The organism is Pseudomonas putida (assembly GCA_029953615.1).
In the GTDB taxonomy this organism is placed as follows: Bacteria; Pseudomonadota; Gammaproteobacteria; order Pseudomonadales; family Pseudomonadaceae; genus Aquipseudomonas.
This window is the reverse complement of the sequence record CP124529.1, coordinates 3,918,349-3,939,984: the sequence shown is the minus strand read 5'-3', so window position 1 is coordinate 3,939,984 and position 21,636 is coordinate 3,918,349. Positions and strand designations below refer to the sequence as shown.

Genomic DNA, 21,636 nt, shown 5'->3' with positions numbered 1-21,636 from the left:
TCAAGCCGCCTGCTGCTCCATGGCTATTGGCGACAGATAGTTGTTGTAGCTGTGGAGCCGGATTCGGTTGTATCGCATGAAGAAGCTGGTCATATCCTGCCTGGCTTCTTCAATTTCCTGGTAGCCCTTGGGCGGAACCCACTCTGACTTAAGCGTCCCAAAGAAACGCTCTGTTGGCGCGTTGTCCCAGCATTGCCCCCTGCGGCTCATGCTCTGCGTTATCCCATGCTCAAGCAGCTCGGATTGGAAGCGCTGGCTGGTGTATTGGCAGCCTTGATCCGAATGAAACATCAAGCCTGGCTGCTTGCCCCGAACCCCTACCGCCATCCTCAATGCCTTACTAACCAGGTTGGCATCGTTGATCAGGGAAAACGCCCAACCAACGATCCGACGGGCGAACAAATCAATTACTACTGCCAGGTGATACCAACGTTTCCCGACCATCAAACTGGTCACATCACCGCACCAGACTTGGTTGATCGCAGTAGGCTCGAAGTTACGTTCGAGCAGGTTCTTAGCCACGAATGCCTCGACTCCTCTGGAGCGATACTGATGCCGACGGCGCTGTCTGCTGGCCAGATTTGCTTCCTGCATGAGTCTTCCGGCCAGATACCGACCTACCTTCAGTTGCTGGGCTTTCAAGTGCTCAGAGAGCATCCTTGCGCCTGCGCTTCCACGGCTTTCAGCGTGCAATTGCACGACCTTTTCCCTGAGCGCGTCACGCTTGGTATTAGGCGCTGAACGGCGGTGAAGCCAGTCATAAAATGCGCTACGGGATACATTCAGCACACGGCAAAGCAGGCTGGTCGGATACGCACCAGACTCTCTCAGCTCCTCGATCAGGAAAAACGATCGGGATCCGACATCAAGAGAGCTGTAGCCTTTTTTAAGATTTCAGCCTCGGCCTCCAGGCGCTTGATCTTGGCCCGCAGTTGTTGGAGTTCTCGCTGTTCGTCGCTGATCGCCTTGGTACCGGCTACTGGCTTGGCCTTTTTGACGCTCTTTGCGCACCTGATCAACCCACCGGCGCAGAGCCGTAGGGCCGACGTCCATTGAGGCGCAGACGTCGGGAATCGAGCAGTTGTCATCAAGAACCATGCTTGCAGCACGTTGCTTGAACTCGCGGGTGTAGGTCTTTCGTTCTTGCATGGAAACCTCCGGATTGGGCGAATCATATCGCCCTTAAGAGGTGTCCGGGGTCATTAGGCCAGTTCAGCGTGCCCGCGAACACCGGCGCAGCCGGTGCCAGCTACCGCGTTGGGTTCTTCGCGGGCACGCCCGCTCCCACAGGTACCGCATGAGCCTGATACCTGCGTACAGGCAATGAATCAGTAGAGGTTAGGCTCCATCTCCAGTGCCACCCCGAACCGCTCCAGGATATCGGCCTGGATCCGCCGCGCCAGCGCATGCATCTGCGCCCCGCTCGCCTGGCCGTAATTGACCAGCACCAACGACTGCAAACGATGCACCCCGGCATCCCCTTCGCGATGGCCCTTCCAGCCTGCCTGCTCGATCAACCAGCCTGCCGCCAGCTTCACCTGGCCGTCGGCCTGCGGATAAGCCACCACCCCCGGGTGCTGCGCACGGATACGCTCGACCTGCTCCGCCGAGACCACGGGGTTCTTGAAGAAACTCCCGGCGTTACCCAGCTCTGCCGGGTCTGGCAGCTTCTCGCGGCGAATGCTGCAGATTGCCTCGCTGATCGCCTGCGCAGTCGGCTCGGTCACGCCCTGCTCTGCCAGGCGCTGGCGCACCGGGCCATAGTCCAGGCGGGCCTGCAGCGTGCGGCTCAAGGCAAAGCGCACACGCAGGATCAACCAGCGCCCGGGGTTGCGCTTGAACAGGCTGTCGCGATACCCGAAGGCACATTCCGCCAGGCCAAAGTCATGCAACTCGCCAGTCTCGCGGTCCAGGGCGGTCAGGCCGACGAACACGTCCTTGATTTCCACGCCATAGGCGCCCACGTTCTGCATTGGCGCGGCGCCCACGGTCCCGGGGATCAGGCTGAGGTTCTCCAGGCCGCAATATCCCTGCGCCAGTGTCCACTGCACAAACGGGTGCCATGGCTCGCCGGCCTCGCCCTCGACCACGATACGTTCGCCATCGTCGCTGAGCACGCGCCGCCCACGGCTGGCCATATGCAGCACCAGCGCATCGATATCGCGGGTCAGCAGCAGGTTGCTGCCACCGCCGATCACTAGCACCGGTAAGCCGCCTTGCTGCGCCTGGGCCAGCGCCTGGCGCACCTCCTGGTCATTGTGTACCTGGGTGAAATACCGCGCCTTCACGTCGATGCCAAAGGTGTTGTAAGGCTTGAGCGATACCTGCTCCTGCCACTGCACTGTCATAGCCGCCCCTTGATTTCCACCACCAGCGCCTGGCACGCTGCTTCAACCAGATCAAGCACCTGCTCGAAGCCGTCGGCGCCACCGTAGTACGGGTCTGGCACTTCATCCAGCGCTGGGCCATAGCGGCGCAGGAACAGGTCGAGCTCCGCCACTGCCGTGTTCGGGCGCATCGCTCGCAAGTGGCCAAGGTTGCTCTCGTCCATGGCCAGGATCAGGTCATATTCGGCAAAGTGCGCCGCCTTGACCTGCTGGGCGCGTTGCTGCGACAGGTCATAGCCACGCGCCAGCGCTGCCTTGCAGGTACGGCTGTCAGGCGCCTTGCCGACGTGCCAGTCGCCGGTGCCGGCCGAGGCCACATGTACCCGGTCGGCAAGCCCTGCAGCCTGCAATTGATGGCGCAGCACGCCTTCGGCGGTGGGCGAGCGACAGATATTGCCAAGGCAGACGAACAGAACGCGCATCAAGCCTCCAGCAAGCGCCGTACGCGCGCCAGGTCTTCAGGGGTGTCCACGCCCACGGCAGGCGCCTCGATGGCGTCTTCGACGTGGATGCGTACGCCATGCCACAAGGCACGCAGCTGCTCCAGCGCCTCGGTCTGCTCGAGCCAGCACGGGCCCCAGCTGACGAAGTCCTGCAGGAAGCCGACGCGGTAGGCGTACATGCCGATGTGGCGGCGATACGGCACGCCTTCGGGCAACACGTTGCGGTCCTTGGCAAATGCATCGCGGGCCCAGGGCAGCGGCGCACGGCTGAAGGTCAGGGCCAGGCCGTTCTTGTCGCTGACCACCTTGACCGCATTGGGGTTGAACACGGTTTCCGGCGCATGGATCGGCTCTGCCAGGGTGGCGATGCCGGCTTCCGGATGCGCCGCCAGGTTGGCGGCCACCTGGTCGATGATCACCGGCGGGATCAGCGGTTCATCGCCCTGCACGTTGACCACGATGGCGTCGGCCGGCAGCCCCAAGTGCGCGGCCACTTCGGCCAGGCGGTCGGTGCCGGATTCATGGTCGGCACGGGTCAGCAGCACTTCGCCGCCGAAGGCCTGGCAGGCCTCGACAATGCTGGCGTCGTCGGTGGCGATGACCACACGGCTGGCGCCGCTCTTGCGGGCCTGTTCCCACACATGCTGGACCATCGGCTTGCCGGCGATCGGCAGCAATGGTTTGCCTGGCAGGCGCGTGGAGCGCAGCCGGGCGGGGATTACCACGGTGAAATCCAGGCTCATTTGTCCAGGCGCTCATCGTCAGTCAGGGTGCGCGCTTCGCTTTCCAGCATGACCGGGATGCCGTCGCGGATCGGGTAGGCCAAGCCAGCGCCCTTGCTGATCAGCTCGGTCTTGTCGGCACTGAGCTTGAGCGGGCCCTTGGTGATCGGGCAGGCCAGGATATCGAGCAGTTTGGTGTCCATTGGAGGCTTCCTTTAGGCCAGGTGGCCGGGAATTGAAAAAGGGCTCAGGGCTTGCGCAGCAAGCGGTTCAGCTGGTTGTCGAACCAGGCGCTGAAGGCCGGCGTGGGCTGCGCCTCGACGGCCAGGTACCACCAGTCGTCAGCGGCGAAGGCCCGGCATTTCACCGCATCCTTTTCGGTCATGACCAGCGGCAGCGGCGGGCTGAAGGCCAGGCTCCGGGCGTTGAACTGTGCATGGTCGGCAAAAGGATGCGGCACCGGCTGCCAGTTTAGCCCCAGCAGGGTGTTGAAGAAACGTTGCGGGTTGCCGATACCGGCCACCGCATGCAGGCGCTGGCCAGCGGGGAAATGCTCAAGCGCTCGGCGCTCGCCACTGCGCAAATTGACCAGGGCGGACGGCTGCAGGCGGAAGCCGAAGCCATCGGCGCGGTCTGCGCTGGCGCCGTTGTACAGCACCGCGTCAGCCTCGTACAGGCGCTCGGCCGGCTCACGCAGTGGCCCCGCCGGCAGGCAGCGGCCATTGCCCAGGCCGCGGGCGGCATCGATCAGCACCAGCTCCAGGTCACGTGCCAGGCGGTAGTGCTGCATGCCGTCGTCGCACAGGATCAGGTCGAGGGGTTCGCTGGCCAGCAGTGCCTGCACGGCGCGAGAGCGGTCGGGGTCGATCATCAGCGGCACGCCAGTGCGCTGCACGATCAGAAGCGGTTCGTCGCCGGCCTGCCCGGCAGCCTGGTCGGCCTGCACGCGCCAGGGTAGCTGCGGCGGCTTGGCGCCATAGCCACGGCTGACCACGCCCACCTTCAGCCCCTGCTGGCGGCAATGTTCGATCAGCCAGAGGATCATCGGCGTCTTGCCGGTACCACCCACGGTGATGTTACCCACCACGATGACCGGTACCGGGGCCCGGTAGCTGGCGCTTTCGCCACTGAGAAAACGCGCCCGCTTGCGCATGACCACGCGGCGGTACAACGCCTCCAGCGGGCGCAGCAGCGCCAGCGCCGGGTGCCCGGCGTACCAGGCGGCGAGCAAGCGGTCGGCGAAGGCCATCAAGGCGTGCCCTGGGCCGCCTCGACGGTGGTCATGCGCAACTGGCTGAAACCGAGCTTGCCGGCGGCATCCATTGCAGTGACCACAGCCTGGTGCGGGGTCTTGCCGTCGGCGCTGATGGCCAGCGGCAGCTTGTTGTCGCCGCCCGACTCACGCTCGATCGCTTCGCTCAGGGTGGCCAGGTCGCGCTCTTGGGCAGCAGGTGGTTGTTCACCGAGTACACGCCTTCGGCGCTGATGGTGATCTCCACCAGCTTGCCCTGGTCGGCCGGCGCCTGTTCGGCGCTGGCGGCCTCGGGTAGTTCCACACGCAGCTGGGTTTCGCGGGTGAAGGTGGTGGTAACCACGAAGAACAACAGCAGGACGAACACCACGTCGATCAGCGACGCCAGGTTGATGTCGACGTTCTCCCGCTGGCGATTGCGCCGGAACTTCACGCCTTGCCTCCGGCCACTTCCACTTCACGGTCGCCCTGCAGCACTTCCACCAGCTTGATTGCTTCCTGCTCCATGCCCACCACCAGCTCATCGATGCGGCGCAGCAGGAAACGGTGGAAGAACACCGCCGGAATACCGACCATCAGGCCGGCCGCCGTGGTAACCAGGGCCTTGGAGATACCACCGGCCAGCACTGCGGCGTTGGCGGTCATCTGCGAGCCCATGAAGGCGCTGAAGATGTCGATCATGCCCAGCACGGTACCCAGCAGGCCCAGCAGCGGGGCCATGGCGGCGATGGTGCCAAGGGTACTGATATAGCGCTCCAGCTCGTGGATGACGCGCGAGGCGGCCTCCTCGATGCATTCCTTCATGATTTCGCGGCCATGGCGCGAATTGGCCAGGCCGGCAGCGAGGATCTCGCCCAGTGGCGAATCGGCGCGCAGGGCCTTGAGCTTGTCACTGGTCAGTTGCTTATCCTTGATCCACATCCATACCTGGCCCAACAGGTGCGGCGGGGTCACGCGGCTGACGCGCAGGGTCCACAGGCGCTCGACAACGATAGCCATGGCAGCGATGGAACTCAGAATGATCGGCAGCATCATCCAACCACCGGACTTGACCAATTCCCACACAGTAAACGCCCCTTCGGAAAAAGGCCGCCACTCTACCATAGGCGCGCCGGGGGCTCATCTGCCGGAGGTCAGGGAATTGACCGGGCCAGTTTCCAGCTTGGGCTTTGGGGTGTCTGGGCTGGCCTCTTCGCGGGTATACCCGCTCCCAAAGTATTGCGCCGCTCTGTGGGAGCGGGTTTACCCGCGAAAAGGCCAGCTCAGCCACCCGCGACATCACGCCAGAACCTCCTCTGTCGGCGCACACTCTCAACCTCCCCGCCCCCACCCAGCACCAACCGCAACGCCCCTTCGACCGCCGTATCATGCATCACCACCCCATGCCGCCGATAACGCTCCACAACCTGCAAATGCGGGTGCCCGAAGCTGTTGTAGCGCCCCCTCGAAATCAACACCCCGCGCGGCGCCGTGGCGCGGATGAAAGCCTCGCTGGACGAGCTGCGGCTGCCATGGTGCGGCGCCTGCAACCAGTCGATACGCGGCGCCTCGGTGGCAGACAACCAGGCCCGCTCGGCACCGGCCTCTATGTCCCCCGCCAGCAACAATCGCTCACCCTGCGCCTCCACCAGCAACACACAAGAGCGGTCATTGCTGCTCTGTCCATCAGCCCAGCGCCACAGCGAAAAGCGCACGCCATCCCACACCCATTGCTCGCCACTGGCACAAGGTTGCAGTTGCACGTCATCCAGCACTTCGCCGCCGATCATCCGTTTGACCGGCAGACCACGCTGGATCGCTCCAGCGCCACCGGCATGGTCGGCATGGGCGTGGCTGATCAGCATCAGGTCCAGGCTGCTCACCCCCAGCTTGCGCAAGGTCGGCAACACCACCCGCTCGCCCAGGTCGCTCTCGCCCCTGGCCGGCCCGGCGTCGTACAGCATGTTGTGATGGCGGGTGCGCAACAGCACCGCCAATCCTTGGCCGACGTCCAGCTGCCAGACCTCGACCTGGCCGAACGGCACCGTCTCCCGGGGTATCCACAGCGCCAGAAGCATTACTCCACCCAACCCACGCAGCGGCACGCCACGGGGCAGCAACAGCAGCAAAGCTCCCAGGCAGACCAGCAACCAGGCCCATAACGGCAAGGCTGGCGGTACCCACGCCGGGCGCTGCTGCGCCACCCAGCGCCAACCCACGGAACAGCACGTCCAGCAGCCCACCCGCCAACCACAACAGCGCCTCACCTGCCCCGCCCAGCGGCAGCAGCAACGTGCCCAACAGCGCCAACGGCAGCACCGCCAGGCTGATCCAGGGCACCGCAACAAGGTTCGCCAGCGGCGCACTCAGGCTCACCGGCAGGCCGGTAGCCAGCAGCACCGGCAGCAAGCCGATGGCGATTACCCATTGCGCCCGCGTCCAGGCTTGCCAGGGCCGCCAGCCGCCCAGCCGGGCGCTGAAGCAATAAATGAGCGTGGCCACAGCGGCAAACGACAGCCAGAACCCGGGTAGCAGTGCCGCCAACGGTTCGACCAGCAATACGGCAACCAACGCCAGCAGCAACGGTAGAAAAGCCCCAAGATGGCGATAACGCAGGCGCCAGAGCAACACCACCGCCAGCATCAGGCAGGCCCGCTGCACCGGTACACCAGCACCGGCCAGCCAGCCATAAGCCAGCGCCGCCGCCATGGCCAGCCCACACGCCCATGGCAACCACGGTAGCCGCACGGGCCACACCCCCCAGCGCGCCAACCCGGCGACCAAGCCATACAACAAGCCGGCGACCAGGCCAATGTGCTGGCCAGAAATCACCAGCAGGTGCACCGTGCCGGTAGCCTGCAAGGTCTGCCAGTCCTCCCGGGCCAGGCCTGCCCCGTCACCAAGCACCAGAGCCACCAACGCTGCCTGCCGGTCATTGGCCTCGACGGCCAGCAGACGCTGGCGCAGCGTGTCGCGCCATCCACCGGCAACCGGCGCCAGCATCTGTCCGGCCTTGACTGTGCCGGTAGCGCCCACCCGCCGCGCCAGCAATTGCGCCTCACGATCCGGCCCGTGCGGGTTGAGCAGCCCGGCCGGGCGCTGCAAGGTCACCGCCAGCCGCCACTGCTCGCCCGCCCGCAGTGGTGGCCCGTCAAACCAGCTCAGTAGCAGACGTTGCGGCAGTTCGGCCCGCCGCGAGCGGGCGCCTTCCAGCTCGAAACGCACACCCTGCGCCGTGCGAGTCGGCAGTCCAACCACCCGGCCTTCCAGCCACACCGTGCGGCCATCCAGCGCAGGGGCCAGGCGATCATCCAGCGCCTGCTGCGCAGACCAGCAAGCCCAACACAGGCCCAGCAGAAACCAACCCAGCGGCCACACCCGGGCGAACAGGCCACAAACAGCAACTACAGCCAGCAGAATCAGCCATCCGACCGATGGCAATGCGGGGAGAAAAACCAGGCACAACAGCCCGAGCGCGAGCGCAAACATCCTTGTGCGCATGAGGTAGAGCTCCAGAAGGCGAATTACCTTCTGAGGCATAGCCCAATTGCCGGCAGCGCTTGCTCAACAATTGTCACAAACTCTAAACGAGGCTGAGCGGGAATCAGGGCATACTGCCGGGATCAACGCTCCGGGAGCCTACATGCCGCGCCGACTTTTCAAACGCTACATGCCGGACCCGACCAGTATTCGGGAACACAAGTCCTTACGCTTTTTCGGCAAGTTGCTGCATGACCCGAACCTCTGGCATCTGAATCGTCATTCGGTGGCGAGGGCCATGGGCGTCGGCCTGTTCGCGGCGCTTATCCCGATGCCGGCGCAGATGCTGCTGGCCGCCGCGCTGGCCATTCCGCTGCGCGGCAACCTGCCGATCGCGGTCAGCCTGGTATGGCTGACCAACCCACTGACCATGCCACCAGTGTTCTTCGTCACCTACATGACCGGCGCCTGGCTGATGCAAGTGCCGCCGCGTACCCTGCCCGACGAACTGACCTTCCAGTGGATCACCGACCAGCTGTCGACGCTGTGGCAACCCTTCCTGCTCGGCTCGGTGGTGTGCGGCGTGGTGCTGGGCCTTCTTGGCTACTTCGTCACCATGCTTTATTGGCGCTGGTGGGTGGGCCGGCAATGGCGTCGCCGCCAATGCCGGTGCAAGGCCTCAGGCGCGCATGCCGCGGCCACTGACCAGCAGCCGCACGCACACCAGGTAGAGCACCGCGGTGGCGACCAGCATGAAGGTGATCGCCGTGCCAATGCTGATATCCGACACCCCTAGGATGCCGTAGCGGAACGAGTTGACCATGTGCAGCACCGGATTGGCCAGCGACACGGTCTGCCAGAACGGCGGCAGCAGGTTGATCGAGTAGAACACCCCGCCCAGGTAGGTCAGTGGCGTCAGGACGAAGGTCGGAATGATCGAAATGTCGTCGAAGTTGCGCGCGAACACCGCATTGACGAAGCCCAGCAACGAGAAGATGGTGGCGGTCAGCAGCACGACCGCCACGGTCACGCCCAGGTGGTGCACCTGCAAGTGGGTGAAGAACAGCGACAGGAAAGTCACGATCACGCCCACCGCCAGGCCCCGCAGCACGCCGCCCAGCACATAGCCGACGAGGATTGTGTGCGGCGATACCGGCGACACCATCAGTTCCTCGATCGAACGCTGGAACTTGCTGCCGAAGAAGCTCGATACCACGTTGCCGTAGGAGTTGGTGATCACCGACATCATGATCAGCCCCGGCACGATGTATTCCATGTAGGTGAAGCCACCCATGTCGCCGATCTGCCGGCCGATCAGGTTACCGAAAATGACGAAGTACAGGACCATGGTGATCGCCGGCGGCAGCAGGGTCTGCGGCCAGATGCGCAGGAAGCGCCGCACTTCGCGGTAGACGATGGTGTTCAGGGCGACCCAGTTGGTGCGCAGTTCCACACTCATACGGCCACCTTCGACAGGTTTTTTTCCACCAGGGACACGAACAGCTCCTCGAGTCGGTTGGTCTTGTTGCGCAGGCTCTGCACCTCGATGTTCTGTAGCGCCAGCTGGCCAAACAGCGCGGTGATGCCGATGTCCTTCTCCACCTGAACTTCCAGGGTGTGCGGGGTCAGCAGCCGGCACGGGTAGCCCTGCAACACCGGTGCAGCGGCCAGGTCCTGCTTGATATCGAGGACAAAGGTTTCGACATGCAGCTTGCCCAGCAGCTGGCGCATGCTGGTGTTCTCGACGATGGTGCCGTGGTCGATGATGCCGATGTTGCGGCACAGCTGCTCAGCCTCTTCCAGGTAGTGGGTGGTGAGGATGATGGTGATGCCTTTCTGGTTCAGCTCGGTGAGAAAGCTCCACATCGAGCGGCGCAGTTCGATGTCCACACCTGCGGTGGGTTCGTCGAGGATCAGCAGGCGCGGCTCGTGGATCAGCGCGCGGGCAATCATCAAACGGCGCTTCATGCCGCCGGACAGCGATCGCGATTGCACGTCGCGCTTGTCCCACAGGCCCAGCTGGGTCAGGTACTGCTCGGCGCGTTCCTTGGCCAGCTTGGGTGGGATACCGTAGTAGCCGGCCTGGGTCACGACGATGTCGAAGGTTTTCTCGAACTGGTTGAAGTTGAATTCCTGCGGTACCACGCCCAGGCAGCGTTTGAGTGCCGAAGGCTCGCGGTCCAGGTCATGACCGAACACGTTCACCGTGCCGCTGGTCTTGTTCACCAGGGTAGAGAGGATGCCGATAGTGGTGGACTTGCCGGCGCCGTTGGGGCCGAGCAAGGCGAAGAAGTCGCCTTCGGCAACATCGAGGTCGATGCCCTTGAGGGCCTGGAAGCCGTTGCCGTAGGTTTTGGTCAGCTGTCGGATGGACAGGGCAGAACTCATAGCGGGTCACTTACCGAAGAATAAGGTGCAGGACACGCCAGATAACGTCACTGGCGCAGTGAGTGCGGCCAATGGTGCAAGGCCCGGCCGCACAAGTACAGTCATGTGTATTGATAGTGACTATCGAAACAGCCGTGGTGTTCGATCAGGTCAGCGCCGTCATCACTGCAGCCTGGTAGGCCGGGCGCGCCTTGAGGCGCTCGTACCAGGCTTCCAGGTGGTGCATGGCCGGGCGCTCGATGGGCATTTCGAACCAGGCATAGATGAAGCTACCCAGTGGGATGTCGCCCATGCCGATCTGGTCACCGGAAAGGTACGGTTGCCTGGCCAGGGTTTCGTCGGCGATGGCCAGCAACTGCGCGCACTGCTTGTGCGCAGCGTTGATCGCCACCCAGTCGCGCTGGTCTTCCGGGGTGCGCAGCAGGCCCCAGAACAGCGGGCGGAACGGTGCGGCGAAGGACGAGGTGGTCCAGTCCATCCACTTGTCGGCGAGGGCACGCTGGCGTGGGTCTTCCAGGTACCAGCCCTGCTCGGCGCCGTACTCGGCGCACAGGTAGCGGACGATGGTGTTGGATTCCCACAGGGTCAGGTCGCCGTCTTCGAGCATCGGTACCAGGCCGTTGGGGTTGCGGGCGCGGTAGTGCGGCTCGTTGACCACGCCAAAGGCGCCGCCGGCGTCGATGGCCTCGAAATCCAGGCCCAGTTCGTGGGCGACCCACAGCGCCTTGCGCACATTGCTCGAATTCTTGCGGCCCCAGATCTTCAGCATGTCGACATCCCTGAATGAACACGAAGGGAGAGTCTACCCCTACAGCTTCCAGGTTGCAGCCGAAACCGCGCGGCTACAACCGGGCACCGCCTACCTGACAAATCTGCCAGTAGTGAGGGTGCTGTACGTGTGTTGCACTTACCTCACTTATCTGCGCAGCGAGGCCTCACCATGGAACAGGATACTCAGGCCCCCATACAACCCGATCACGACATGCGCGGCTGGCGCATTCACGTCATATTCGACGCGGCCACAATCAATACCGCGCGCGAGCGACTGATCGGATCGAAGCCACCCGTGCTTCACGAGACCATTCAGTACGAGCGGCTCAGGAGCACAAACAGAGAGCAGGTCATCTGCGACCTTGCGACGCCATTTGTGCAGTATCTTCAGGACCGAGTGCGCGTCACCTCACGCATGATGTCCTATATCAACTTCATCTGGTCCGCACCGACATTTGGTGGCAAGCCCAGGGCAAGCCTCGACCGGGTGGTTGCGTTTACCAAGAACGAACCACAGTTCCTCTACCAGGAATTCCCTCTGGATGGTTTTGTGGGCCACTGTGCAGGGCCTGGCGCAAAGTTGACGCTGAAAGTGGATAGAGAAAAATCCAGCTTCTATATACAGGCCACGGGTTCGGAGCAGCCTGACGTAGAACTGGCAGATATTTTTCGCCAACGTTTCGATGGGTTATCAGACGAGCAACGCATCATTCAGCCCTACAACGTTGAAGCCGCTGCACAAAGCAGCTGGCTGTTGTCCCAGTTGCGTTTCTACCTGCGCAAGCACCCGACTTCAGGCGCTCACGTTCTGTACATCGTGAACGGGAGCAGCGACAAAGGGAGCTTCCCCGCGCAAGACAGCACGCCTTGGGATAAATTGGCGGTCTACATGCCCTATGCCGAAATGCCAGACCCGATTTACTACAACGACTTCACCGACCTGGCGCACCTCTTGCTACCGCCATCCTATGTGCTGTGTGACAAAATTGACGTAATTGAAAACCATGTTCACAAAATGTCGTACAGGTTCCTGTACGCCAATGCGCAACAGGCACAACCCCAGGCACCGCTAAGCTTCCATGCCGACCCACTGGTCGCAGCGGTCAGCGCCGGCAGCACTGCCCACAAGGTAGAGGTGAAGCCGCAAGGTACTGCTACTCCTCGCTGGGAACTGGATGGTGGCGGTCACGGCTCATTGAAACCCAATGGCTACACATGCGAATACTCAGCGCCAGCCAAACCGGAAGTTTGCCTGGCCGACAACAGCCTGACCCAAGAGCCAACAGCAACCAGAACATCATTTGAAGAGCCGGTGCGAATAGATCGGGTAATTACCGGTTTTGCCGTGTTACCCCTTATTTCAACCTTCGTGGTACTGAACACCGTCCCCAACTTTTTCTTCAAGACCGAACTGGTTCAGGGCCGATTGAAATTACGTTTCTGTTACATCGACTTTAAAACCGGGAAAGAAGCAGAAGCACCGGCCAGCATGACGGAATGGAAAGTACTGGCAGGGGACGGCAAAGTCGACCAGACCGGTATCTTTACACCCGGCCTGCTCAGCCGCTTCACCGTAATCCAGGCCGTGGTGGACGACCCGATCAACTGGTACTGGGCCTACATCATCGTGCCCGTGCCGTTGATGACCGCCGAAACCTTCGTGGCCCAATGGAACAAGGGTTGACTGCCCGGGGCCGGGCACCTTGCAGCGAACTCCTCCAGCCACACCTTGTCACTGTTCAGGTCAAGCCTTTGCCAAGCCGCCGTCTAAGCTCTTGGCAAAGGTTTCGAACACCGGTTCCATGGAGGAAAGACTATGTGGCTGTTGTGGTTGGTGGGTTTGGTGATTGGCGCGGCGTACCTGACGCATCAACGCCTGGCACCTTTGCAGATACTGGGCATGATGGCGGCCTATGTGCTGCTGATGGGCATATTCAGCCATGTACCCGGCTGGCTGCTGACGCTGATATGGGGGGTACTGGCGCTGAAAATCGCCCTGGTGGCGTTGCCTGACTGGCGGCGCAAGGTATTCACCGGCCCAGTGTTCAACTGGTTCCTTCGCACCTTTGCCACCCATGTCGCAAACCGAGCGCGAGGCAATCGATGCGGGCACGGTGTGGTGGGACGGTGAGCTGTTCAGCGGCCGGCCCGACTGGCGCACCTTGCTGGCCTACCCGGCAGCGACGCTGACCGAAGAAGAGCAGGCATTCATCGACGGCCCTACCGAAGAGCTATGCGCCATGGTCAGCGACTGGCAGATCGGCCAGGACATGGACCTGCCGCCCGAAGCCTGGGCGCATATCAAGCAAAATGGTTTCTTTGCCCTGATCATTCCCAAGCAATATGGCGGCAAGGGCTTCTCTGCCTACGCCCATTCCCAGGTAGCGATGAAGCTGGCCACCCGGAGTGGCGACCTGGCCTCCACAGTGATGGTGCCAAACTCACTTGGGCCAGCCGAACTGTTGCTGCACTACGGCACCGATGAACAACGTGACCACTACTTGCCACGCCTGGCCCGCGGCGAGGAAATCCCTTGTTTCGCACTTACTGGCCCACTGGCTGGCTCCGATGCGGGTGCCATGCCCGACACCGGCGTGGTGTGCAAGGGTCAGTGGCAAGGCGAGGAAGTCATCGGTCTGCGCCTGAACTGGGAAAAGCGCTACATCACCCTGGGCCCGGTCGCTACCCTGCTGGGCCTGGCATTCAAGGCCTACGACCCGGACCAGCTGCTGGGCGAGCAGGAAGAACTGGGCATCAGCCTGGCGCTGATCCCCACCGACACCCCCGGCGTGGACATCGGCAAGCGCCACCTGCCGCTGGGTGCAGCCTTCATGAATGGCCCCAACAGCGGCAAGGACGTATTCGTCCCGCTGAGTTTCCTCATCGGCGGCCAGGCCATGCTCGGCAAGGGCTGGATGATGCTGATGAACTGCCTGTCGGTGGGCCGCTCCATCTCCCTGCCTGCCGTGGGCACCGGCGCCGCCAAGTACACCAGCCTGGTCACCGGCCAGTACGCCAATATCCGCGAACAGTTCAATGTGCCGCTGGCGGCCTTCGAAGGCATCCAGCAGTCACTGGCGCGCATCGGCGGCAATGCCTGGCTGATGGACAGTGCCCGCCTGCTGACGGCCAAGGCCGTCGACCTGGGCGAGAAGCCTTCGGTGCTGTCGGCGATCCTCAAGTACCACCTCACGGAGCGCGGCCGCGAGTGCATCCAGCACGCCATGGATGTGCATGGCGGCAAGGGCATCATCATGGGCCCGAACAACTATTTGGGGCGTAATTGGCAGGGGGCGCCAATCTTCATCACGGTGGAAGGTGCCAATATCCTTACGCGCAACCTGATGATCTTCGGCCAGGGCGCCATTCGCTGCCACCCGTTCGTGCTCAAGGAAATGGCCCTGGCCGGTCGCGAGGACCGCGACCAGGCGCTGCGCGAGTTCGACGATCTGCTGATGAAGCACATCATGTTCGCCGCCGGCAACGCGGCCAGCACATTGGTATTCAACCTCGGGCTGGGCCACCTGGAAAGCGTGCCGGGCGATGCCCTGAGCCAAGGCTACTTCCGCGCCCTCAACCGCCAGGTCGCCGCCTTCGCCCTGCTGGCTGACCTGTCGATGATGCTGCTGGGTGGTGCGCTCAAGCGCCGCGAGCGCCTCAGCGCAAGGCTGGGGGATGTGCTGAGCTACCTGTACCTGGCCAGTGCCGCGCTGAAGCGCTACCACGATCTGGGTTCACCAGAGCACATGCAGCCCTTGCTGCGCTGGGCGATGGAAGAAAGCCTGGGTGAGGCGGAAAAGGCCCTGGACCAACTGCTCGACAACTTCCCCAACCGCTTTGTCGGGTGCGCATTGCGGGTGCTGGTATTCCCCTTCGGCCGCCGCCATAGCGGGCCAAGCGACGAACTCGATGCCGAGGTGGCGGGGCTTATCGGCCGCTGCAAGGGTGACCCGGCACTGGAAGAGCTGCTTGCCGGTTGCTTCAGGCCACAGGCTGACGGTGACCCGGTGGCGGCACTGCAGCGGGCCTGCGACCTGCTGAACGAGGCAGCGCCGCTGCACAAGGCCCTGCACCAGGCGATCAAGGAAGGCAAGGTGCAGCCGGCCCCCGGGCAGTCGGCCATTGCTGCGGCAATCGAAAGCGGTGTATTGCAGCCTGATGAAGGGCAACGGCTGCATGCCGCGGAACAAGCGCGTCGGGCAGTGATCGATGTAGATGCCTTCGACAAGGAACAGTTACTGCCTGAACAAGGCAAGGTGCGCTGATCCGCTGATTGCCATGCGCGACTTGGTGCTGCAGCGCAGGCCAGGAGTGTTCAGGGGTTCTGATCCGAGATCGCCGGGGCCGCTTCGCGGCCCATCGCAGGCAAGCCAGCTCCCATAGAACTTCACATAACTTGCTGATTTAGCAGGGCCCCTGTGGGAGCGGGCGTGCCTGCGAACAGGCCGGCACGGTGTATGGCACCACGTTCCCCAACCCGCCCCCAACCGGCGTATACTCCGCCCCTGTTCCAACCACCCCGAGGACCCCCCATGGCCACCCCCCACCTGCAATACCATCTGCAACTGCTGAACCACCTGCGCACCATCCTGGCAGCGCTGGGTGACGCCGAGCAGGTACCGGAGGAAAGCCACGCCCTGTTCCTCGAGCGCTTCGACGAGCTGCTGACCCTGCTGCCGCAAGACCCTCTGCAAAGCCAGTACCTGGGCCAGGACCTGATCTGCCAGGTAATCCAACGCTACCCGCAAATCGCCCACCTGGTGCCGCGCGACCTGCTGTGGTTCTTTGGCGGCGACTGCCTGCACTATATGCCTGACGAAGAACTGAACCTGTACCAGGCCCTGGAAGAGCGCCGCTACGAATGCGAACAGCGAGGCGAAGCCTTCGACTGGCTTGAGCAAAAGCAGCTGCTGGCTGCGGCAGCAGCCGATACCCGCCACTGACCCTCTTCCGCCCCGGGGAAATTGACTACACCACCCCTCGCCAGACCCGATTTCCCCGGCACGTGCAGCCTTCCCCTACATACCCCCTGTGTCGCCCTGCGTACTCTGCCACCGCGCTGAGATACATGAGTTCGCAGCGATCAACCACACAGGGATTATCCAATGAAAAAAACACTTTCCGTGCTTGCACTGGGCCTCTGCAGCAGCGCGGCAATGGCTTCCATCATCAACTTCGAAGGCACTGTCAGCGGGCCTGGCACCTGCCCTATCGACGTGGTTACCCCTGGCGGCCCAGGCATGCCACTGATCAACTTGGGTAACTACAACACGTTCAACTTCGACAAGGTCGGGCTAGAAACCTCTCCAAAGTACTTTGCATTGCGCGTACCTGCAACCTGCGTAACCGGCACGCAAAATGCGCATGCCACCTTCCAGGCAGGCCACGGCGCCGACCCGACCAATCCCGACCTCTACGCGTTGAGGGACGGCCTTGGCTACAGCACCGGCCTGGGCCTGGCGATCAACGACCTCGCGACCCGCCTCAAGCCCAATACCGAATCGATGGCCTATGAAGTGAAGGACACCGGCGACACCGACATGGTCTTCTCGGCGCGCCTGGTCACCACTTCGGCAACAGTGACCGAAGGCCAGATCGATACCAACATCTCCTTCAATGTCGATATCCGCTGATTCAAGCCCCCTGGCGCTGCTAGGGGGACTCATCCGTTTTGCTTCATCACGTCGGTCCCACCATGTCCATAACTACACTGCGCAAGTACGCCCTCAGCTTTGCCTGCCTGGCAACGCTTTCTTCAACCAGTGAGGCGGCCTTGACCATCAGCGCCACCCGCGTTGTCCACGCCAGTGACAAACACAGCAGCTCGGTGGTTGTCGCCAACCCCAGCCAGGCCCCATACGCGGTGCAGGCCTGGGTCAACACCGCAGCCGACGACACCACCAGCGCCGTGCCCTTTGCCGTATCCCCTACCCTGTTCCGGCTCGACCCCAAGCGCGAACAGCTGGTCAAGATAAACGCACTGCCGAACAACCTGCCTACTGACCGCGAATCGCTGTTCTACTTCAATGTCCAGGAAATCCCCCAGGTCGACAGCGGTCAGCAGAATGTGCTGAAAATCGCCCTGCGCACCCGCATCAAGCTGTTCTACAGGCCTAGCCAGGTAAAAGGCGTGCCCGAACAGCAGCTGGACAGCTTGCAGTGGTCGCTTACCAGCAGCAACGGCAAGGCCTACCTGCAGGTGTACAACCCCACGCCCTACCACTTCACCTTCGGCCGGCTGGAAGTGGGCAAGCCAGGCAGCATTGAAAAAATCGACACTGCCCTGATGGCGCTGCCGATGCAAAAGCAGACCTTCGAACTGCAGGCAACCCGTGCCACAGAAGGCTTGCAGGTAAGCTTCACCACGATCAACGACTATGGCGGCACCACACGCCTGGTAGAAAAAACGCTGCCCCTGTCGCCTAGGTGACGCAGCCCTTCAGTCGCGCAGGTTAAGGGTAATCCATGTATAGGTCGATGATGGCTCGGTGGGGCCCTGGTCGAAACTGACCCTAAACGTGAAGGTGACCGTGTCACGCTTTAGCGATTGCAAAAAAGCCTTGGTTGCGTTGGCTGCCAGACCATTTTCTACCTCCGATGAAGTCACGGCATGGTCTTTCAGTACCTCTTCAGCCACGCCCTTGCCATCCTGCAAGCTGAAACCACTGACGAGCAACGTGACCCTGTGATCGGTATGAATGAAGCGCCAGGGCTTGACGGTAATGACCAGGCCATCTGCCGGCACACTGGACAGGAACACCGTAAACACCGTGGCTGATGGAACGTCCGGTTTCGGAAAACCCTGCGTTAGCGCAAGGACGGTCACATTCAGCGGCTGCGACGGATGAACCTTGCCATTTTTATCCGTCACCTCAAAGGACACCTTCAACAGCTTGCCACTGTGCTGTGCAAGCCGGTCCAGCGGGATTTCGTACTCACCCGGATAGCCTGGTGCCTCTTCAGTCGCCAGGTAGCTACCGACACTGCCCGGCTCCCCCCAGAACACCGCTACCTGCTCCCCGGGATATACAGCCCCCGCAGGGACTGCAACCCTCATGTAGTTGATCTTGGGGTTAAGATCCAGAGTCACCTGTTGGCCGGTACCATTAGCGTAGCTGATGGCCGGCCAGCTCAAATCCCTGGGCAGCGGTTCTGCGTCCACCTCCAGCTGTACCACTTTCGGCTCTTCGGGCTCACTTTTGTTACCGGCATAGTCATTGAGCCGGTAATGCGTGAAACGCTGCCCCTTCCCTCGCTCTCGGATGGTTTTGCCCTTTATTTCCAGGGTCACCGGAAAGTCGCCCTTTTCGAGTACCTTCTCACCAACAAGATGGTCCTCGTACAGCTGCACATCCCAGTACCAGCGAATAAGGTCGCCAGGCACGAAGGTTTGATAATCCGGCACACGGGCGACAAGCACGTCGTCGTGATTGTCCAGGTAATCCGCCGTTACACCACCGGCGAGCACCTCGTCGTCGAACAGCAAGGCACCGCGATCCCCACCCAACCTGGGCCCGGTCAGGTCCACGGTGATGGTCAGTGGCCTCGAGCCCCCTTCGGCACCGTTGTAAGCCTTGACGCAGTAGGTCAATGCAGGCGTGCTGTCATCCTTCAGGTGCTGCAGAGGAATATCGACGTAGTAGTCGTCCGGGTCAATGGGCGCCACCCATTCCCTGGTTTCACCTACCTGCTCCCCGTCCCACATCAGCTTCAGGGTCTCTGGCGTGCCGGGAGCAGGGCTGGAGCCCGGCCAAGGGGTGACATACACCCGCAACGGCTTGTCCAGCAGGTGCAGAGGGATGACGTTCTGCGCGCCACCCTCCAGGTTGTCCCGCGAGCCTACCACCCATGGAGGAGGAAAAATTGGATCTTGTTCCACATTACCCATAGCCTACGCTCCAAAATGTCCGGTCGGATGCAATGAAAGGCTCGCAACGCCTTACCAGCTGTAATGCACGCCCAGGTTGACGCCCCAAGGCTGCTCCAGGGCCCTGCCGTTGCTGTAGTCGAAATCGGCATGCACCTGCAGGCGGTCCATCAGCGACACCGCCACCCCCATGCCCAGCTCGCCACGCGAACCGGACAGGTCATTGTCGAACCGGTGATTGTTGACCTTGACCTGATTGTTGTTGGCGAACTCGTGCACGTAGGCCAGCCGCACATAGGGTTGCACCGCCTGCCCACCTTCAAGTTTCAAGGTTCGGCCCGCCGTGGCGCCGGCCTTGCCCAGCACCGAGTGGGTGGTGTCACCGTCAGCCTTCAGGCCATTGTCCAAGTGATAATCCTTGCCCTGGATACCCACTACCGACAGTTGCCCGAACGGCTCGACGAAGTAGCCATCCGCCAAGCCCAAATGGCGGCCGAATTCTACCGACGCCCCCAGGCCGACATTGTCGTAGTCGCCCTCGGTGCGCTGGCCATCACTGAGGCTGACCTTGGCCTGGTTGTCGAAGCGGTTGAGCTTGACCACGCTGTCCAGGTAATAGCCGCTCTGGGCATCCAGCCAGGTGGCATACAGGCCCAGGTAGTAGCTTTTCACTTCACCCGAGGCGCCGCGAGTCAGGTTCAGGTCGGAACTGCTGTAACCGGCCATCACCCCGGCCAGCCATTGGCCGTCGCCCCACGGCAACGGGGTGTCGGCACCCAGCGAGAAGCCCTGCTGCACCTGGCTGTACGGCGTGCCGGTAGAAGCGGCAACGTTGTACTTGTTGCCATAGCTGCGTGCCCACAGGCCCGACTTGCGCTCGTCGAGGCGCAACTCGCCCATGCGGCTGCGCAAGGAGGATAACTCGCCATACCACACGGTTGGCGCGGTATTGAACAAGGCCATCGCCGCCTCGGTACTGGGGCTGACCACCTTGGTGGCGCCGTCCAGGTACCAGTCATTGCCGCGCTGCACCAGGCCGTACGAGAACGCCCCCAGGTCTACCGGCCCGTTTAGCAGGGAAAATTGCGCATCCCCCGCTGCGGCGTGAACCAGATGCAGGCTGTTTGCCTGGGTAGGTTCGCTACCGCTGCTCCCAACCAGCAGGCTGTGATTGCCGGTGGCCGTGCCGGTAATGTCGAGGAAGTCGGTTTCACCGGTGCTGAAATCAGCGTCCATGATGAAGGTACCATTGCCCGACAGGCTGCCCAGGGTAAGGCGCTGGTACTGCGTGGCCTCACCGAACCGTACCGAGCCGCCCGCCATGGCCAGCTGCCCGAGTTCGCTGTCCTCAACCATGTTCCAGCGCCCGCCATCATTCAGCGCCAGGCTCTCGACATTGGTCAGGCGCCCGGTGAGGCTGGCCTGGCTACCCAAGATCAGGTTGGCACGGGAGCCTGCCTCCACCCACACGTCCCCCACCAGGTCGCTGCCCTCGACCTGCAGCTTGGCATTGGAACTGTTCGCCACCTCCAGCAGGTTGCCATTGCTGCCAACAAGCGTAGTGCCACCGGTGACGGTGATCGTTGCATCACCCGGCGCCTGGTTTGGACTGCCCACGCGGATGGCGGCACCATTCTGGCCTTCCACGCGTGTGCCTTGCAGGTTGATTGTTGCCGCCTCGGTCGACAGGCTATCGCCAACCACGCGGATGCCATTCGTGGCACCGGTAAGCCGGCTGTTGGTGGCATCCAGCCGGGCATCGCCGAACAGCAAGGCAGCACCGGCCGCCCCGTTGCTCACAAGGGTACTGTCGGTGAGCGTCAGGTGAGAACTGCTGGCCACCCGGGCACCGCCGATCCCCCCTTCGATATGGCTACCATTCACCGACACGCTGGCGCCCTCTGTCGCACTGCGCAGCACATCAAGGCCGAACAGGTTGCTGGTCAGGCGCGAGCCATTGGCAATTGTTGCCGAAGCACCGCCGTTGACCATGACTGCAGCCACCCCCGTGGCGGTAACCGTGGAGCCACTCAGCTGTAAACCCCCGCCTGTACGCACGTCGATCTGCTGGGTAGTGGCGCCCTCGGCAACCAGGCGCCCACCATCAATGACCCTGTAGCTGTCCGCAGGGGTGCTGGCGCCGATGTGATGCTCGTTGTCAACCTCCGTCAAGGCAACTGCCGGGCCAACGAAGAGCACGGCCGAAGCCCCCATCAATAATTGCCCAATGGCTAACGCCAAGGGGGACAGAGTCGCATTGCGTTGTTTGATCATTGCACCTTTACCTCATCGATTTAGCCGCAGACGGGCAGCAGAAACGTGAGCAAGGCTATTAAGAAATCACCTC

The 21,636-nt window shown here is 62.4% G+C and carries 17 protein-coding genes and 4 pseudogenes; 6 read left to right on the top strand and 15 right to left on the bottom strand.

Annotated features, from left to right (window positions below):
• From QIY50_18105 to QIY50_18060, 10 genes and pseudogenes are all read right to left on the bottom strand, one after another.
• Complete coding sequence (locus QIY50_18105) at positions 1–801, bottom strand: IS3 family transposase (GenBank protein WGV23085.1); 801 nt, start codon at positions 799–801, stop codon at positions 1–3.
• A gap of 93 nt (positions 802–894) precedes the next feature.
• Positions 895–1,098: a hypothetical protein gene (locus QIY50_18100; GenBank protein ID WGV23084.1), complete on the bottom strand. Its 204-nt coding sequence runs from the start codon at positions 1,096–1,098 to the stop codon at positions 895–897.
• A gap of 230 nt (positions 1,099–1,328) precedes the next feature.
• Entirely contained in the window at positions 1,329–2,348 is a 1,020-nt protein-coding gene (gene murB, locus QIY50_18095; protein WGV19295.1) for a UDP-N-acetylmuramate dehydrogenase, read from the bottom strand.
• Complete coding sequence (locus tag QIY50_18090; protein ID WGV19294.1) at positions 2,345–2,809, bottom strand: low molecular weight protein-tyrosine-phosphatase; 465 nt, start codon at positions 2,807–2,809, stop codon at positions 2,345–2,347. The genes murB and QIY50_18090 overlap by 4 nt, the downstream gene beginning before the upstream one ends.
• The gene (gene kdsB / locus QIY50_18085; GenBank protein ID WGV19293.1) at positions 2,809–3,573 is read right to left on the bottom strand and encodes a 3-deoxy-manno-octulosonate cytidylyltransferase; all 765 of its coding nucleotides are present in this window, start codon (positions 3,571–3,573) and stop codon (positions 2,809–2,811) included. The genes QIY50_18090 and kdsB overlap by 1 nt, the downstream gene beginning before the upstream one ends.
• Positions 3,570–3,755, bottom strand: a complete 186-nt coding sequence (locus tag QIY50_18080) for a Trm112 family protein (GenBank protein WGV19292.1) — start codon at positions 3,753–3,755, stop codon at positions 3,570–3,572. Before QIY50_18080 ends, kdsB begins: the two co-directional genes overlap by 4 nt.
• Before the next feature lie 44 nt (positions 3,756–3,799).
• Complete coding sequence (lpxK, locus tag QIY50_18075) at positions 3,800–4,801, bottom strand: tetraacyldisaccharide 4'-kinase (protein ID WGV19291.1); 1,002 nt, start codon at positions 4,799–4,801, stop codon at positions 3,800–3,802.
• Positions 4,801–5,237: pseudogene (locus tag QIY50_18070) on the bottom strand (biopolymer transporter ExbD). The gene lpxK and the pseudogene QIY50_18070 overlap by 1 nt, the downstream one beginning before the upstream one ends.
• Positions 5,234–5,869, bottom strand: coding sequence for a MotA/TolQ/ExbB proton channel family protein (locus QIY50_18065; GenBank protein ID WGV19290.1), 636 nt, complete (start codon positions 5,867–5,869; stop codon positions 5,234–5,236). The pseudogene QIY50_18070 and the gene QIY50_18065 overlap by 4 nt, the downstream one beginning before the upstream one ends.
• A 197-nt stretch (positions 5,870–6,066) precedes the next feature.
• Positions 6,067–8,284 (bottom strand): annotated as a pseudogene (locus tag QIY50_18060) (DNA internalization-related competence protein ComEC/Rec2).
• Between the two features lie 142 nt (positions 8,285–8,426).
• Between QIY50_18060 and QIY50_18055 the strand changes: the two are divergent.
• Positions 8,427–8,939 (top strand): annotated as a pseudogene (locus QIY50_18055) (DUF2062 domain-containing protein).
• A gap of 3 nt (positions 8,940–8,942) precedes the next feature.
• On the opposite strand, the gene QIY50_18050 reads toward QIY50_18055, so the two are convergent.
• The 3 genes from QIY50_18050 to QIY50_18040 all read right to left on the bottom strand — a co-directional run bounded on the left by QIY50_18050 (position 8,943) and on the right by QIY50_18040 (position 11,420).
• Positions 8,943–9,722: an ABC transporter permease gene (locus QIY50_18050; protein WGV19289.1), complete on the bottom strand. Its 780-nt coding sequence runs from the start codon at positions 9,720–9,722 to the stop codon at positions 8,943–8,945.
• Positions 9,719–10,651, bottom strand: coding sequence for an ABC transporter ATP-binding protein (locus QIY50_18045; GenBank protein ID WGV19288.1), 933 nt, complete (start codon positions 10,649–10,651; stop codon positions 9,719–9,721). The genes QIY50_18050 and QIY50_18045 overlap by 4 nt, the downstream gene beginning before the upstream one ends.
• Positions 10,652–10,796: 145 nt before the next feature.
• Positions 10,797–11,420 (bottom strand): glutathione S-transferase, encoded by a 624-nt coding sequence (locus tag QIY50_18040; GenBank protein ID WGV19287.1) that lies wholly within the window; start codon positions 11,418–11,420, stop codon positions 10,797–10,799.
• 171 nt (positions 11,421–11,591) lie between these two features.
• On the opposite strand from QIY50_18040, the gene QIY50_18035 reads away from it, so the two are divergent.
• The 5 genes and pseudogenes from QIY50_18035 (at position 11,592) to QIY50_18015 (ending at position 17,852) form a co-directional block, all read left to right on the top strand.
• Positions 11,592–13,106 carry a hypothetical protein gene (locus tag QIY50_18035; GenBank protein ID WGV19286.1) on the top strand — a complete coding sequence of 505 codons (1,515 nt, stop codon included), beginning with the start codon at positions 11,592–11,594 and terminating at the stop codon, positions 13,104–13,106.
• Positions 13,107–13,238: 132 nt separating this feature from the next.
• Positions 13,239–15,687: pseudogene (locus QIY50_18030) on the top strand (acyl-CoA dehydrogenase).
• Between the two features lie 267 nt (positions 15,688–15,954).
• Positions 15,955–16,365: a PA2817 family protein gene (locus tag QIY50_18025; protein WGV19285.1), complete on the top strand. Its 411-nt coding sequence runs from the start codon at positions 15,955–15,957 to the stop codon at positions 16,363–16,365.
• Between the two features lie 213 nt (positions 16,366–16,578).
• Positions 16,579–17,055 carry a fimbrial protein gene (locus QIY50_18020; protein ID WGV19284.1) on the top strand — a complete coding sequence of 159 codons (477 nt, stop codon included), beginning with the start codon at positions 16,579–16,581 and terminating at the stop codon, positions 17,053–17,055.
• A 62-nt stretch (positions 17,056–17,117) separates the two neighbouring features.
• Positions 17,118–17,852 (top strand): molecular chaperone, encoded by a 735-nt coding sequence (locus tag QIY50_18015; GenBank protein WGV19283.1) that lies wholly within the window; start codon positions 17,118–17,120, stop codon positions 17,850–17,852.
• 9 nt (positions 17,853–17,861) lie between these two features.
• On the opposite strand, the gene QIY50_18010 is transcribed toward QIY50_18015, so the two are convergent.
• Both QIY50_18010 and QIY50_18005 read right to left on the bottom strand, forming a co-directional pair.
• Positions 17,862–19,310, bottom strand: a complete 1,449-nt coding sequence (locus tag QIY50_18010; protein ID WGV19282.1) for a hypothetical protein — start codon at positions 19,308–19,310, stop codon at positions 17,862–17,864.
• A 51-nt stretch (positions 19,311–19,361) separates the two neighbouring features.
• On the bottom strand, positions 19,362–21,461 hold the full coding sequence (locus QIY50_18005; protein ID WGV19281.1) for an autotransporter outer membrane beta-barrel domain-containing protein: 2,100 nt from the start codon (positions 21,459–21,461) through the stop codon (positions 19,362–19,364).
• Positions 21,462–21,636 lie beyond the last annotated feature (175 nt).